The sequence below is a fragment of the Burkholderia puraquae genome (assembly GCF_002099195.1).
Taxonomy (GTDB): Bacteria; Pseudomonadota; Gammaproteobacteria; order Burkholderiales; family Burkholderiaceae; genus Burkholderia; species Burkholderia puraquae.
The window spans coordinates 82,653-97,134 of the sequence record NZ_NBYX01000008.1; the positions used below are offsets into that span (position 1 = coordinate 82,653).

A 14,482-nucleotide genomic window follows, 5' to 3' on the forward strand; every position below is an offset into this window, starting at 1 on the left:
GATTTTCACGCATCGACCGCCCCGCAGCGGGAACACGCAACGCCGCCGCGCCCCGCTCGCGCGCCCGTTCGCCGCTTCGCCCGCCAGCCGAGAGAACCGCCAGGGCCCCGTGCGCACCGCCGGTGGACGCCCTGCCTGACCGGAGAGTGACCCCGTGACCGAAACCGTGGCCGCGTCCGCCTATCGGCCGCGCGATGTCGTCAATGCGCCCGACATCAAGGCAGCCATTGCGCGCCGCAGCGCCGAGCGCGGCGATCCGGCCGACATCCGCGCGTGGCTCGGCAACCATTTCTTCCGCTGGGTCGTCGGCGCGTTCGAGCAGGCGCAGCCGCTCGATTCGCTTGCCGACTACCGTGCACTCGCCGGCACCGGCCGGCCGGCGCCCGACTGGCTCGTGCGCCGGCTCCGCCCGCAACCGGCATCGGTCGCCGCCGATCCAGTGCCGCCACCCGCGGTCGAGCCGAAGCCGCTCTACTTCATCGATCCCGAGCACATGCTGCTGATCGAGCGCGAGCGCATGCTGGTCGAATTCCTGCGCTCGCGCGCCGGCACGCGGCTCGCGCAAAAGCTGCAGCGCATCACGTGCGCGATGGCCCTCGACATGTGGGCGCGCGAGCACCAGCGGATGCAGGCGCGCCGCGACAAGGGCTGGGTGCCGAGCAGCGGCCTCGCGCTGCGCGAGGTGCTGCGCACGCCGAACGGGATCGTGTTCGAATTAGCGGGCGGCCACGCAGCGCTGCGCGAGGAACTGGCCTACGAGTCGTACTACATGCAGCATTGCCTCGGCCAGTTCGCCGATCGCCGCCGGCTGCGCGGCGGGTACGGCGAGCAGTACGCGCAAGCCGCGCAGGACGGACGGCTGCGCCTGTTCACGCTGCGCGGCGCGGGCAACCAGCCGCACGTGACGATCAGCCTGTCGGTGACCGGCGACGGCCTGCGCATCGACCAGATCAAGGGCAAGCAGAACCGCCATCCGGTGCGCCGCTACGCCGACGATGTCCGCCAGTTCCTGCGCGCGCTCGCGCCGCACGGCGAACGCCATCCCGATTGCGAGGGCATGGGGCTCGTGTTCGAGCCCGAGACGGCAGGCGCGGCCGCCGGCGCGTGGACATTCGTCACCGACGTGCGCTCGCCCGACCATCTGCTGAGCGTGATGAGCGAGAACTTCCACCTGATCGAACATTTCGCGCAGCCGCCCGCCGTGCTGCAATGGCTGCTGCTGCGCAACGCACCGTACGCGCTCGGCCAGCTCAGGCAGATCGACCCGGCCGTGGCGGCGGCCGCGCGGCACGCGTTGCCGGCCGATGCGCTGCCCGCCGCGCGCGATCCGGCCGCGCCGCCGGCCGATACCGCGGCCTTCGCGATCGAAGGCATTCCGATCGATCCCGCGCTGTGCGCAGCGCTCGCGTTTCCCGCGACGGCGGACGGGAGCCCGTCATGCTGAAGCTGCTGATCGGCACGGCCGTGCTGTGGCTCGTCTGGTACGTGTGGCGGTCGATCCGGGTCGCCGCGCGGATGGTGCGCGAAGTCGACGCGGACCAGGCCGCGGGCACCGACGCCACGGTAACGGTCCGGCAGACTGCGGCCATCAAGCTCGCACATACGCTCGCCGACCAGGCGCCGCCGAACCGACGCCGCTGGTCGCTTGCACTCGCCGACATCCTGCTGATCCGAAACGGGCTGCGCTGCGATTGCGACGACCTCGTATACGCACTGCCGGACGCGCAGCGCGACAAGCTCGCGGCCCAGTTGCGGCGCGAACTCGACATGCCGGCCAACCTGCCCGAGTGGCAGATCGTGCAGCGCGTGCCGTCGATCCTCGCGGGCTGGATCCGCGGCGTCGGCCGATCACACGAAGGCTTCTACGAACAGCTCGCGGCTGAAGGCCGCGTGCGCGACGCGCTGGCGTTCGATTGCGCGCGCACCGCATTCCTCGTGCGCTGCATCGCGCTGCTCGGCTGGGCGTCCGAACAGCACGCGTGGGTCGTGCTGCTGCTCAATGCGCAGCGCGCGCAGGACAGCTTCGACAGCTGGGAAGACTTCGGGCTCGCGTATGCGCGGGCGCGCCAGCACTGGCTGCGCGGCAGCGGCCAGGACGGCCCCGCGTCGTCGCGCGCCACGCAGGAAGTACGCGAGCACCTGCGCAATCCGTCCGGAAACTGGCTTGCGCTGCCGTGGAAGCGCTACCGCATCTTCGATCCTCAACCCGTTTCGTCATGACCGCCGATACCGACATGTCCTCCGCTCCAGCCGACCTGATTCCGCCCGCGAAGTCCCGATGGCTCATCTGCGACGTCGACGCGCTGCTGCGCGCGGGCGATTTCGCCGCGCTCGACACGCAGCTCGACGCCGCGCTCGCGGCCAGCTTCGCCGACCGCACGGCCGAAGCGCGGTACGTCGACGCGCTGCCGGCCGACCTCCAGCCCTGCCTCGACGCAGGCGCCGAAGGCCTCGCGCGCCTGCGCGCGTGGCAGGCCGCGAACCCGCGATCGGCACACGCGTGGCTGTGCGAAGCGCACTACTGGCATCACTGGGCATACGAGTATCGCGGCGGCGGCTGGGCCGAGACGGTGACCGAAGCCGGCTGGATCTGCGCGCACGCCTGCGCGACGCTGACGATCGTCGCCGCGCTGCGCGCGCTGGTGCTCGCGCCGACGATGTGGAGCGCGCCGAAGGTGATCTTCACGAGCGTGTCGTCGTTCGGCGAGCCCGAGTGGCTCACGCAGCTCGTGCGCGAGCGCCGCTGGCCCGTCACCGAACTGCACCTGAACATCGGCGCCGAAGACGAAGCCACGCGCGCCGAACTGCCGCGCATGCTCGCGCGCTCGGGATTGAATCCCGACGTGCCGGTCGCCTGCCCCGCCGAATTTCCCGACGCGCTGCCCGGCCCCGTCCAGGGCAAGAAGCTGCGCAAGGAAAAGTGGTACTGGATGGAGGCAACGCTGCACATCCACCCGAACCAGTACTTCTCGATGCGCACGTTCATCTGGTACATGCAGCCGCGCTGGGGCGGCTCGCACGACCACGTCCGCGCGTTCGTCGCGTCCGACGCGTGCGCGCACCTCGACGCGGTCGAGAAGGACCGGCTGCTGCACGAGATCTGGCGCGACGAATACTACGGCAATACGCTGGATTCGGATGACGACGACGAAGATGCACGCCGCGCGATCGCCGCGACGCTCGCGCGCGCCAAGGCCGCGCTGCATCCGTATCACCGCTGGGAAACGCTGCACTGGCTCGCGCACAGCCATTTCATGCGCAGCGAATACGAACAGGCGTACGCCCGCCTGCAGGAAGCCGAGCACCACCAGCCGATCGACGACAACCATGCTTTGGCGATGGGCGTGCGCCTGGTGCTCGACCTTGATCCGCAAGGGGCCTGGCTGACCGGGGCGATCGAGCGCGCGTCCGATGCGCGCGCGTGCACGTCGGCGATGATTCTGCGCGGTTACGCCCATCGCACCGGCACGTTCGGTTTCGCACGGGACGATGCACGCGGCGCGGCGTGGCTCGAGGCCGCCCGCACGAACGAGCCCGGCTCGCTCGCATGGAACCAGCTCGCGTCCGCGATGCGCGACGAAGGCCGCCGCCCGGCCGATGCCGTCGCGCTGTGCGAGCTCGGCTACGAGGCCGGCGGCGATTCGTGCGACTACCTGCTCGGCTGCTTCTACGAAGAGGGCATGCACGTCAAGCGGGATCTGTACCGCGCCGCCCATTACTTCCGCGAATCGATGACCGAGGGCGGCAACATGGCTGCGTACAAGCTCGGGTTTGCGTACTACCACATCGCGGAGGCCAGCAAGGACGAAGCCGAACGGATGCGCATGCAGGTCGAGGCGGTCGAGGCCGCGCGCAAGGCGCACGAGATGGGCCATTCCGAGGGCCTCGAAACGATGCTGATGTTCATCGCCGACGTCGACGATCTCCCGTCTCGCCATCGGTACGTCGGCGAACTGCGCAGCCATGCGGAAAGCGGCCATCCGGCGGCGATGGCCGCGCTGTCGTCGATCCTGGCCGACAGCCGCGACAAGTCGGTCTACAACTATCGCGAAAGCGTGCGCTGGATCATGGGCGCCCAAGCGATCGCGCCGGACGACGCATACGTGCGCAACATCACGCGCCTGCGCCACGAGGACGGCATGCTCGGCAAGCTGCTGTACAAGCTGCATCGCAAGCAGATCAAGGCGCACGAGATTCCGGGCGCCGACAACGCGATGGTCTGAGCCCCGGGCGGCTAACGCGCGGGGCCGCGGTCGGGCCTCGCGTGCCGCCTGCATGTCGGCCCGCGGTCGTCCCGTGCATCACCCCGGCAGCCGGTCGAGGAACGCCAGCATCGCCGCATTGAACCGCGCGGGCCGCTGCAGCGGCGCGAAATGGCTCACGCCGGGCAGGATCGTCAGCGTCGCATCGGGAATCGTGCGCGCCAGGTATGCCGCATGCTCGGGCCGGATGAATTCGTCATGCTCGCCCAGCACGATCGTCACCGGCACGGCGATCGCCGCGAGATCCTGCGCGCTGTAATCCGGTTGCGTACGCATCATTTCGCTGACGGCCGCGACGAATGCATCGAACCGGTCCGGCGTCGCCGACAGTTGTACGTAGTCCTTGCGGTGCCGCGCGAAGCAGCGGTCGAGCAGCGGGCTCGGCACAATCTCCTTCGTGCCGCCCGGGTCCATGTTGCATGCGAAGAAGAACACGCCGGCCGCACGTTCCGGCGCGCGATCGGCCAGCACGAGCGCGATGCACGCGCCGTCGCTCCAGCCGACGAAGCGCGCACGGTCGACGTGCAACGCGTCGAGAACCGCGAGCACGTCCGTCGCCATGCGTTCATAGGAATAGGGTCGGTCGTCGCGCGTGCTGCGGCCGTGGCCGCGGCTGTCGATCACGATCGCGCGGTAGCCTGCCGCAAGCAGCGCGGGCACCTGGTTGCCCCAGTTGCCGCTGTGGCCGAGGCCGCCGTGCAGCAGCACGACCGGCGGGCCGTGGCCGAACGACGCGTGCCAGAGGCGCGCACCGTCGTGCTCCAGCCATCCTTGCTCATCGGCCGGCGGCAGCGGCGTGCCGCCCTGCGCGTCGAAGCGAACGAGGTCGTCGTCGTTCAGTGCCGCATTCATCGTTCTGCCGTCCTGTCGAGTGAGACGTGCTTGCGATTGTAATGCGGGCGGCCGACGCGGCCACGACCGGTCAGGCCTGCGTCGATACCAGCCCGCCCGCCGACGAGCCGCCTGTCTTCTGGATCGCCGCCGCGAGTTGCGCGATCGCGGTCGCCAGCGCCCCCGAGATTGCGCCGGCTTCCGCGCTCAGCGACTGCTGTTCGATCGCCGCGGCCGGGTCGTCCTTCGCGCGCTGCGCCGCGCTCGCCATCTGGCGCTCGATCGTGGCCAGCTGCTTCTGCAGCCGGTCGATCAACGCCTTCAGTTGCGCAACGGCCGGGCTGTCCGACGACGCGCCCGATGCACCGAGCGTTTCGCCGGTCGCACCGGTCGAACCCCGCGTGCCGGTGGTGCCGGTCGTACTCGTCGCGCCCGTGGTATTTGTCGCGCCGTCGGTGGATGACGTGGCGCCAGGCGCGGCCGACGTGGTCGCCGCGGCGCCCGGCGAAGCATTTGCGTTCAGGCTGCCGTCCGCCAGCGGGGCGCGCGTGGTCGTGGAGAAATCGATCTGCATCGTGTCGGTCCGTGTGTCGGTAAGCGAATCGTGACTGGGGCAAAACTGCCTTCCAATACGTTTACGGCATTCGTCACACGAAACTTGAGTATCGGGGCCGGACTGATTTGGCCGAAGATCGCCGGGTTTTAGCCGCGAAAGGGCCAGATTGGCGACTGCGCGGCGCTGGTAAAATCGCGGGTTCGCCAGCGGCGATTCGCGCGCCCACCGCCTTCCGGCACAAGCGCGCCACGCCGCCGGTCTCGACTCCCGCCCTTCCGGGCTCGGCACGCAACACGTGCCGACGCCGCGGTTGCGGCTGCGCGGGTCGCCTTTTCCGTCCGCCTGTGCGCCCCGCTCGCCGATTCGAGCGGCGAACGCCGTGCGGCGACGCTCACTTCATCACGCATTCGAGGAGCATACGATGGCCCGCATCGGCGCCTTCTGCATCACGACGTGGCTTGCCGCCGCGATTCTTTACTTCGGCCAGCACTCCGTCGCGATGATCGCGTTGAGCGGTGTCGTCGTATTCGGCGGATTCGATCTGCTGCGTCCGTAGGCACGCGCGGCGCCGCCGCCGCGCATGGTCGCGACGGCCGACGCGACTGTGATAGCCTCTCTCGCACCATCCGTCACGCGCTCGCCTCGCCGGCGAACAGGAGAAGGGGATTTGAATCACGACCTGCATCGCCACCCGGCGGCCATTGCCTGCAAAGTGTGTTCGGCCCACGCCCCCATCTGCGGCCTGGTCGATTTCTCGCGCTGCGGCGCCGACTTCATCGCCGGGAAGAAAGTCGACCCTTATGCGGGGGTTCCGGTCTACTACCACGCTTGCCAGGAATGCGGCTTCACATGGGCACCCATGTTCGACAGCTGGACCCACGACGATTTCGCGCAGCATGTGTACAACGCCGACTATGCGCGCCACGACCCCGAGTATCTCGAGATCCGTCCGCAACAGCTGGCCGACCTGATCTGCACCAGTTTTCCGGACATGCGGGAAGACCGGGTGCTCGATTTCGGCTCGGGGCTCGGCTTGCTGGAACGGAAACTGTCGTCGCGCGGCTTCACGGACGTGACGTCGTACGATCCGTTCTCGCACCCGGTTCCCCCCGACGGCACGTTCGATACGATCCTGTCGTTCGAAGTGTTCGAGCATCATCCGGCGCCGTTCGACCTCTTCGACCAGATCATGCGTTATCGGAAGCCCGACGGCGCGCTGCTGTTCCAGACGTCGCTGATCACCCGGGAGATCATCGATCACGGCATCGATCAGTGGTGGTATTGCGTGCCGCGCAACGGGCACATCTCGTTTTACACCCCCCAGTCCCTGACGCTCCTTGCCCAACGCCACGGGCTCGAATACGGCACGTTCAGTCCATCGCTGCACGTCGTCTTCGACCGCGCGGCGAGACCGCGCTGGCTCGACAAATTTCTCAATCCGTAACGGCTTGCCGGCCGTCCTGCATACAGCGCAGGCCGTCCGCATTCGACCGGCGTTTCACCCGCTCGCTACCGGTTGCACGGCATCACGCAGCATGCGCCTCCGTCAGCATGCGCCGAACGTCGGCACCGCCGGATCGACCGCCAGCGCGCGCTCGTTGAACACGACCGGCACGCCGCCGAGCCCCAGCCTGCAGTTCGGGCGATCGAGCCGCCACCCGTCGACACGCAGCGCGACGCGCGACACCGGCGCGCCGCCCGCATGCGGCAGGTCGATCGCGATCTGCCGCTTCGCGCCCGGCACCAGGTTCAGGTAGTTGTCGCTGTAGAACGCGGGCAGCACACGCGCGCCGGTCGCCGGATCGAACACCTGCAGGTGCGTCATCAGCGCGACGGTGGCGCCGATGTTCGCGACGTCGACCGTGATGCGCGTCGTCACGTCGTCGGCCTCGGCCGACGACGCACGGATCGCGACGGCCGCGCCCGGCATCGTATCGAGCGACGCATACGCGGTGTCGCTGCCGTCGCGCTGGCGCCAGTAGACGTTCTCGGCGAGCGTATTGCCGCCCGAATCGGTCAGCGCGAGCGCGACGATGCACACGCCGGACTTCGCGGCAGCCAGCGCCGACGCGAGGTTCGCCACCACGCGATACGACGCCTTCGCGACGCCGCCGACATCCGCGGTGGCCCGGCTGTTCAGCGTGCCGTCGAGGTTGTACACGCGCATCTCGACGCGGCCGGTGACGGCCGCGGCCGTGTGATTCGCGATCGTCACATCGGCCGTGCTCGCATCGAGAAGCGCATTGACGCGGCGGCACCCGTGCTGCACCGCGAAGAACGACGCATGCGCCTCGAGATCGTGGCTGTACATCTGCCACACGAAACTCGGCTGCGCGGGGTTCGTCATCCACATGATCACGCCGGTGGCCGGCGACGTGATCTTCCCGGCCACGGGGCCGAGCATCACGGCCGCGTTCGCCTCGTAGATCGAGCGGATGCATTCGTAGTTCATCATCTGCGCCTTGCGCACGAAGTCCGCGAGATTCCGGATCGCGCCGTAGCGCAGCGCCGTCATCGCGATGTAGCCGGCGCCGCCCTGCTTGCCGACCGCGGGGTAGTACGCGCCGTTGCCGTTCATGTCGCGGTCGGCCCAGAAGTCGTCGGGGCATTCGTACGAACCGGGCGGCAGCATCGATTCGACGAATTCGAGCGTCGGGATCGAATGCGAGCCGACTTCGTTGTGAAACGCGACCGACGTCGTGCCGTAGCCGCGGCTGAACGCGGCCTGCGGCGATGCCCAGTTGTACGGGCCGCCGGACGAATAGCCGTTCACCGCGCCGGCGCCCGTATCGCCGGCCGAACTCGTGAGGCAAAGGCGTTGCGGGTCCAGTTCGGCGACGAGCGCGTCGAGCCCCTTGACGAGCGCCGGCGGCGGCGAACCTTCGTTACCGCCGCACCAGAGCAGGATCGACGGACGATGCCGGTTGCGTGCGATCACGTCGCGGATGTCGTCGAGATCGCGCGGCACGTTGGCCGGGCCCGACCCGTCCCCTTCCGTCGAGAAGAAGAAATCCTGCCAGACGAGGATCCCGTGGCGGTCGCACGCGTCGAAGAAATCGTCGCTCGTGCTTTGCCCGTTCCAGTTGCGGATCAGGTTGAGGTTCGCATCGCGATGGAGCCGCACCTGGTTGAACAGCCGCGCGCGCGGAATGCGCTTCAGCGCTTCGTCGAGCCCCCAGTTGCCGCCCATCACGAGGATCGGCAGGCCGTTCACGGTAATGGCGAGCTGCCGGCCCATGCCGATGTCGCGCGCGTACTCGATGCGGCGCAGGCCGATGTTCAGCGTGCGCTCGTCCGAGCGCCTGCGCGCCACCTCGATGCCGACCTTCACCGCGTAGAGATTCGGCTCGCCATACCCGTTCGGCCACCACAGGCGCGGCTGCCTGATCGACAGCGCCGCGATATCCGACGACGTGAGCGACACCTTCGTCGTCGTGCTCGATGCGGGAATCGTGAGGTCGTGGCGAAACGGCGCACCGTTGCCGATGGTGCCGACCACGGTCGCGACGAGGTCCGTGCCGGAGCCGTTGTCCAGTTCGAGATCGAGCCGCAACTCGGCGCGCGACAGGTCGGTGGACAACGTGTGCGCGACATTGATCGCCGCGATGCGCACCGCGCCGGTCGTGAACCACGTCACTGGCTGCCAGATGCCGAGCGCTCGATCGGGGATCGTCGGCAGCCAGTCCCAGCCCGCCGAGCAGAAGAACGTCGGCCCGTTCTTCAGCGTGACGCCGGTCGGGCCGCCGTTGCGCCCGCCGCGCGTGACGCCGCTCTTGTAGCTCGGCAGCAGCGGCCCTTCGGAGAAATCCAGCTTGAGGACGCGTACCGCGAGGTTGGCTGTGCCGCCCGCTTGCGGCACGAGCCGCGTGATATCGAATGCGCCCTGTTTGAACGCGCCTTCCAGCCGGCCGACGGGCGCGCCGTTCAGCCAGACCTCGGCGCAGTAATTGACGCCGCCGAAACGCAGCCACAGCCGCTGCCCCGGCTGCCGTGCGGGTGCCGCGAAGGTCGTCCGGTACCAGTAGTCGGTGTCCTTCAGCGTATCGGGAACGGTGTCCGTGACGATGCGGCCGTAGAACGGATCGGGATACTTGCCGTTGACGATCATGCAGTTCAGCACGGTGCCGGGCACCGTCGCCGGCGCCATGCCCGTCACGGCGGCCGCACCCGACAGTTGCGCACCGCCGGCACCCGGCAGGCTGCTCGCCGATGCGAACGTCCAGTTCGTGGCGAGTTCCTGCGCGGCCAGCAGGCTGGGCTCTGGGTCGCCCGGCACGGTGGGCGTGACCGTCGCGGGGCCGTCGGCGCGCGGCGTGCCGGCGGCGCCTGACGCCGGATCGATATCGCCATTGCAGCCGGCGAGCCAGCCCGTGCCGACGAATGCGGCGCTGTAGGACAGGAATTTCCGGCGCGCTTTCGATTTCATCTTGTCGTTCTCCCGGATGACGTCGTCTCGACGGGCGCGCAGGGTGGCCCCTGCGCGTGCCCGCTTGCGTTTATCGCGCGCCGGCCTGGCGCAGGTCCATCGCGGCCGACGAGCCGCCGGCCGTCATCCGCGTGTAATCCGCGTTCGGCCCGGATGGCGGCGTCAGGTGGTCGGCGGCCGCCCATTGCGTCGGCGTCGCGGACAGCACGTAGTTCATCGTGCCGCCGTTGGCGATCTTGCCCAGCGGCAGCCATGACCCCGCGTAGTCAGCACCGTTGACCTTCAGCGACTGGATATACGCAAACGACGGGCGTCCCGAGCTGTCCATCGCCACCTGCCTGTCGCTTTCGAGCCGCAGCGTCTTGCCGTTGCCGAACCAGACGGTGATCCCGCTGAACTGCGGCGTGGACAGCGCGAGCCCCGCTTCCGACGGAATGACCGGGAACATGCCGAGTGCCGCCCACACGTACCAGCTCGACGTCGCGCCCATGTCGTCGTTGCCCGGCAGCCCGTCGCGACCGGTCGTGAACGACTTCGACATGATGATCGGGAGAACGTACTGTGCGCCGCTCGGCTGCCCGGCCCAGTTGTACCCCCACGGCGACTGGAACGACGGTTCGTTGCCGATGTACAGGGCGTTCGACGATTCGCCGCCGTTCAGGTCGCTGGAGGTCGGCACGGTCGAGAACGGCGTGGTGATCGCAAACAGCGTGTTCAGCCGCTTGACGGCCGCCTGCTTGCCGCCGATCGCGTCGATCAGCGCGCTCCAGTCCTGCGCGAAGGTCCAGAAGTAGTTCGGTTCCGTCGATTCATGGAACGAGCCCTGCACGAGCGTGCCCAGCGTGCCGGGCGCCGAGCCGGCCGGCGGCGCGTTGCGCGCGGCGATCACCTTGTTCGTGTAGTCGAAGATGTTGCGCCACCACCCGGCGCGCGTGTACAGCGTGCCGACGTTGTCCGGCGTCACGCCGACCGACGGCGCGTTCAGCACGCTGGCGGGCAACGCCTGCAGGAACGCGGCCGCGGAACGGTCGCTCAGCACGCGCTCGATGGTCGCCGACGACGAATGGCCGTCGTCGCTCTGCGACAGGTAGTGGGCCGTCAGGAAATTGGCGAGCCCCGCTGCACTCGTGCGGTCGTTGCACGCGCTGGACGGATCGAACACGGACTGCTTCGTCAGGCGGGCGGCCGATACCAGGTCGAAATCGGTCGCGCCGAACTTGTACGCGCCGGCGATCACGTTCAGCGCATTGTCGCCCGCCATCGGCGTCGAGTCGTCGCTGCCGTCGACCCAGTGCGGGAACGCGCCGCACTGCAACGCGTCGACGACGAGCGACTGCATCATGTCGCTCGATTCCTTCGGTGCGAGCAGCGCCAGCAACTGCGCCTGCGACCGATAGGTATCCCACAGCGAGAAGCCCGTGTAGTGGTTGCCCGCGCCGCCCTGCGATCCGTCGGTGCGCCGGAATGCATAGTCGCCAACCCTGGCCGTCGCGCGCGGCGGAATGGTGCCGGTCTGGTCGACCGACTTCGGATAGCTGCCGTCCGCGTTCCTCGGCTGGCGCATGCTGCGGAATTCGCCGTTCGTGTCGCTGTAGAGCGTCGGCGTGCCGAACACGCGATAGAGCGCGGTGTAGAACTTCGTCAGATTCGCCTTCTGCGTCGTGTTCAGCGATGCAGGTGTCGCGGCCTGGTCGATCTGGATCGTGTTGAGCCGGTCGTTCCACAGGCCGGACGCATGCTTGCGTGCGTCGTCGAACGCAAGCTTCTCGCCTTCGGCTTTCAGGTTGGCCTGCGCATTCTGGATGCTGACGGACGAGACCCCGACTTTCACGGTGACGGTCCGGTCCGCGTCGGTCAGGTCGAACTGCAGCGTCGCCGCGCCGTTGCTGGCGGTATTCACCGCCGATGTGCCCGACTGCTTGCGAAGCGGCTTGTCGAAGGTCGCATAGAAATACACGGGCGCATTCCACACCGTGCCGTACGGCGTGCAGAACGCCGGTGCGACAGCCTGCCCGCTGATCGACTTGCCATCGCTTGCGAACGCCAGCGCGACGTTGTTCGCCGTGACCTTCGTGCTGCCCGAATCGCTGTTGCCGTTCAGCTTCGCGTCGATCGAGAAGAAGCCCTTGTCCTTGTGCGTGTACGTGAAGCGCGCGAGGCCGGCGCGCGCCGTCGCGCTCAGCTCCGTCACGATGCCGTTCGCGAGGCGAACCTTGTAGTACCCGGGTTCGGCCGTTTCATCCGCATAGCTGTACCCGATCCCGATCGGCCGGCCGCCCGATGCCACGGCCGTCGCCGTATCGGTCGGCAGCATCGCGACGGTGCCCTGCCCCGGGCACCCGACCCCGCTCAGGTGTGTCACGCTGAAGAAGTCGATCGTGCCGCCCGACCCACCCGACGACAGGTAGCCGCCCGAGCCGTTGAAGTTGTAGCGCGGCGTGTTCGGCCCGACATTCACCATCCCGAACGGCACCATCGCGCCCGGGCTCACGTTGCCCGCGTAGCCTGAATCCGCGTTGACCTGCGTGCCGATCAGCGGATTGACGAACTGCGTCAACGGCAGGTTGATGCGCTTCGGCGGAGCCGGTTGATCCGGCTGCGACGGTTGCGAGGGCCCCGAGGCGGGCGGCACGGTCGACGGCGTGTCCCCTGCGCCGTTGCTGGCCGTCGGCACACTGTTCACATCGTCGCCGCCACACGCGGCAAGCGCCGCACAAGTCAGCACGGCGACGAGCAAGAGTCGTGGGTTTTTCATTTTTTCGTTTAGTACCGTTAATTAAAGCGATTGATCCGGCGCCGACGATCATCCGGCATGCCGCCTCGCTTGCGGCTCTGCGGGGCACCGCGATGCCGCACGGCGTGACGTCGCCTGCCCCCCCAAGCGATGTCACGCAGACTTTCACGTGCGAATACCCGGCGACGATCGTTGCTGCCGCAACCGTCGCCTCCACCACCCTGTCTCCGGGAATGTCACAGGCTTCCCAGGGGCTTACAGTGCCGCAACGACTGTTTATTCACCACGAGAAGTTTCCCGAATTTTCAGTTTGTTTAACTAAACAATCCGGCGTTAAATGTATTTGGGTGCAAAATTCCGCCATTTGTTGCGTTGCAACGGCGGCGCACGGGGGGGGCATTGACCGGCGCCCGGCGAATCCGGGCGCCGCATGAACGTGTGGAACTGAGCGGGCGGATGCCGTTCGCGTCAGCGCGGCAACGTCCGCAACGAGGACGGCCCGCCCGTCAGCGCGATCCGCTTGCCCGTATCGCGCAGCTTGCCGCCTTCGACCGAATAGAGCGCGAGCTGCCGTTCGACGTTGAACTGCACGATCACGTGCCGGCTGTCGGCGGTGAACACGATGCCTTGCGCGGCTTCGCCGCCGGGCAACTCGCTCACCTTCACGGCCTGCCCGTTACGGATCTCGAACAGCAGCACCTTGCCGATCTTGTGGCGGCCCGGATTGTCGGTCGTCAGGTTCGAGCCGTCCATCGCCTGCACGGCGATCCACTTTCCGTTCGGCGAGATCGCGACGCCTTCCGGCAGCGACGGCACGTTCAGGTACTGGACGGTGCGGAACGGTACGCGCGACACGTCGATCAGCGCGACTGAATCGGCGTCGCCTGCAAGGGTGCCCGTATAGCCCGGCAGCCCCGCGAGCCCGACGTTGCTGACGACGGCCCAGCGGTTGTCGCTCGACACGTCGATCGTGTAAGGCGCGACGCCAGTGCTCAGGCGCGACCCGCTGTCGGTCACCTTGCCGTCGTCGACGTTCAGCACCGCGATGCCCTGCTCGTCGCGCAGCGACACGAGCGCATGCTTGCCGTCGTGCGTGAAGCTGATCCCGGCCAGCCGCTTCTTGCCGATCTTCAGGCTGCCGTCGAGCGTCACCTGTGTGCCGTCGATGCGCAGGATCGACACACTGCCGTCGACGTTCGCGACCAGCGCGAGCTTGCCCGAGCGGTCGATCGCAATGCCTTGCGGATGCGTGCCGAGCTCGATGCGCGAAACCGAGGGCGGCGCGGCATCGAGACTCACGACCTGCAGGAACGTGTCGAACACGAGCTGCTTCGCGGCCGTGTCGTAGCGCGTCGGCGCGCCGACGAGCGCGAGCTTCGCGTCGGGCGTGATCGCAACGGCCTGCGGCGGCCCCTGGATACCGTTCTCGACGTCGACCTGCAGCGCGACCTTCGGCGGGAACGTGCTGGCATCGAGCAGCGTCAGCGTGTCGGCGGGCGGGGACGCCAGATAGGTGTCGCGGCCCTCGACGCGCTGATACTTGCCGTCGTTGCCCGACACGATCCAGTCGGCGGCATGTGCGGCAACGGCCGTCGTGGCGAGGGTCAGCGCGGCGAGCAGGCGCGCGCTGCGCGGGCGAAAAGGATTCGAATGCATGGCGGTCGGTTCTCCGG

11 protein-coding genes are annotated in these 14,482 nt (G+C 68.2%); 6 read left to right on the forward strand and 5 right to left on the reverse strand.

What is annotated here, in order from left to right:
• Positions 1-154: 154 nt before the first annotated feature.
• Genes B7G54_RS17315 through B7G54_RS17325 form a run of 3 tightly spaced genes read left to right on the forward strand, consistent with a single transcriptional unit; the run spans position 155 to position 4,223 of the window.
• Positions 155-1,444 (forward strand): hypothetical protein, encoded by a 1,290-nt coding sequence (locus tag B7G54_RS17315; protein WP_085040173.1) that lies wholly within the window; start codon positions 155-157, stop codon positions 1,442-1,444.
• The gene (locus B7G54_RS17320) at positions 1,438-2,220 is read left to right on the forward strand and encodes a DUF1266 domain-containing protein (protein WP_085040174.1); all 783 of its coding nucleotides are present in this window, start codon (positions 1,438-1,440) and stop codon (positions 2,218-2,220) included. Before B7G54_RS17315 ends, B7G54_RS17320 begins: the two co-directional genes overlap by 7 nt.
• Positions 2,221-2,234: 14 nt before the next feature.
• Positions 2,235-4,223 carry a DUF4034 domain-containing protein gene (locus tag B7G54_RS17325; RefSeq protein ID WP_244289361.1) on the forward strand — a complete coding sequence of 663 codons (1,989 nt, stop codon included), beginning with the start codon at positions 2,235-2,237 and terminating at the stop codon, positions 4,221-4,223.
• Positions 4,224-4,301: 78 nt separating this feature from the next.
• On the opposite strand, the gene B7G54_RS17330 is transcribed toward B7G54_RS17325, so the two are convergent.
• Together B7G54_RS17330 and B7G54_RS17335 are read right to left on the reverse strand one after the other, a co-directional pair.
• Positions 4,302-5,114, reverse strand: a complete 813-nt coding sequence (locus B7G54_RS17330; RefSeq protein ID WP_085040176.1) for an alpha/beta fold hydrolase — start codon at positions 5,112-5,114, stop codon at positions 4,302-4,304.
• Positions 5,115-5,184: 70 nt separating this feature from the next.
• Complete coding sequence (locus B7G54_RS17335) at positions 5,185-5,667, reverse strand: hypothetical protein (RefSeq protein ID WP_085040177.1); 483 nt, start codon at positions 5,665-5,667, stop codon at positions 5,185-5,187.
• A 403-nt stretch (positions 5,668-6,070) separates the two neighbouring features.
• Between B7G54_RS17335 and B7G54_RS40000 the strand changes: the two genes are divergently transcribed.
• Positions 6,071-6,205 carry a hypothetical protein gene (locus B7G54_RS40000; RefSeq protein WP_006405345.1) on the forward strand — a complete coding sequence of 45 codons (135 nt, stop codon included), beginning with the start codon at positions 6,071-6,073 and terminating at the stop codon, positions 6,203-6,205.
• A 111-nt stretch (positions 6,206-6,316) separates the two neighbouring features.
• Positions 6,317-7,093, forward strand: a complete 777-nt coding sequence (locus tag B7G54_RS17340; protein ID WP_085040178.1) for a class I SAM-dependent methyltransferase — start codon at positions 6,317-6,319, stop codon at positions 7,091-7,093.
• Between the two features lie 102 nt (positions 7,094-7,195).
• On the opposite strand, the gene B7G54_RS17345 is transcribed toward B7G54_RS17340, so the two are convergent.
• Both B7G54_RS17345 and B7G54_RS17350 read right to left on the reverse strand, forming a co-directional pair.
• Positions 7,196-10,075, reverse strand: a complete 2,880-nt coding sequence (locus tag B7G54_RS17345) for a glycoside hydrolase family 2 protein (protein ID WP_085040179.1) — start codon at positions 10,073-10,075, stop codon at positions 7,196-7,198.
• Between the two features lie 70 nt (positions 10,076-10,145).
• Entirely contained in the window at positions 10,146-12,830 is a 2,685-nt protein-coding gene (locus tag B7G54_RS17350) for a GH92 family glycosyl hydrolase (protein ID WP_085040180.1), read from the reverse strand.
• On the opposite strand from B7G54_RS17350, the gene B7G54_RS38645 reads away from it, so the two are divergent.
• Complete coding sequence (locus B7G54_RS38645) at positions 12,818-13,243, forward strand: hypothetical protein (RefSeq protein WP_133059181.1); 426 nt, start codon at positions 12,818-12,820, stop codon at positions 13,241-13,243. The genes B7G54_RS17350 and B7G54_RS38645 overlap by 13 nt on opposite strands.
• A gap of 34 nt (positions 13,244-13,277) precedes the next feature.
• On the opposite strand, the gene B7G54_RS17355 is transcribed toward B7G54_RS38645, so the two are convergent.
• A complete protein-coding gene (locus tag B7G54_RS17355) occupies positions 13,278-14,465 on the reverse strand; it encodes a beta-propeller fold lactonase family protein (RefSeq protein ID WP_085040181.1) in 1,188 nt (395 codons plus the stop codon).
• Positions 14,466-14,482: the final 17 nt, after the last annotated feature.

Bases quoted from the DNA above. Each gene is read 5' to 3' on its own strand.
- B7G54_RS17320 (WP_085040174.1), top strand. From the start codon at position 1,438: ATGCTGAAGCTGCTGATCGGCACGGCCGTGCTGTGGCTCGTCTGGTAC.
- B7G54_RS17325 (WP_244289361.1), top strand. From the start codon at position 2,235: ATGTCCTCCGCTCCAGCCGACCTGATTCCGCCCGCGAAGTCCCGATGG.
- B7G54_RS17330 (WP_085040176.1), bottom strand. From the start codon at position 5,114: ATGAATGCGGCACTGAACGACGACGACCTCGTTCGCTTCGACGCGCAG.
- B7G54_RS17335 (WP_085040177.1), bottom strand. From the start codon at position 5,667: ATGCAGATCGATTTCTCCACGACCACGCGCGCCCCGCTGGCGGACGGC.
- B7G54_RS40000 (WP_006405345.1), top strand. From the start codon at position 6,071: ATGGCCCGCATCGGCGCCTTCTGCATCACGACGTGGCTTGCCGCCGCG.
- B7G54_RS17345 (WP_085040179.1), bottom strand. From the start codon at position 10,075: ATGAAATCGAAAGCGCGCCGGAAATTCCTGTCCTACAGCGCCGCATTC.
- B7G54_RS17350 (WP_085040180.1), bottom strand. From the start codon at position 12,830: ATGAAAAACCCACGACTCTTGCTCGTCGCCGTGCTGACTTGTGCGGCG.
- B7G54_RS17355 (WP_085040181.1), bottom strand. From the start codon at position 14,465: ATGCATTCGAATCCTTTTCGCCCGCGCAGCGCGCGCCTGCTCGCCGCG.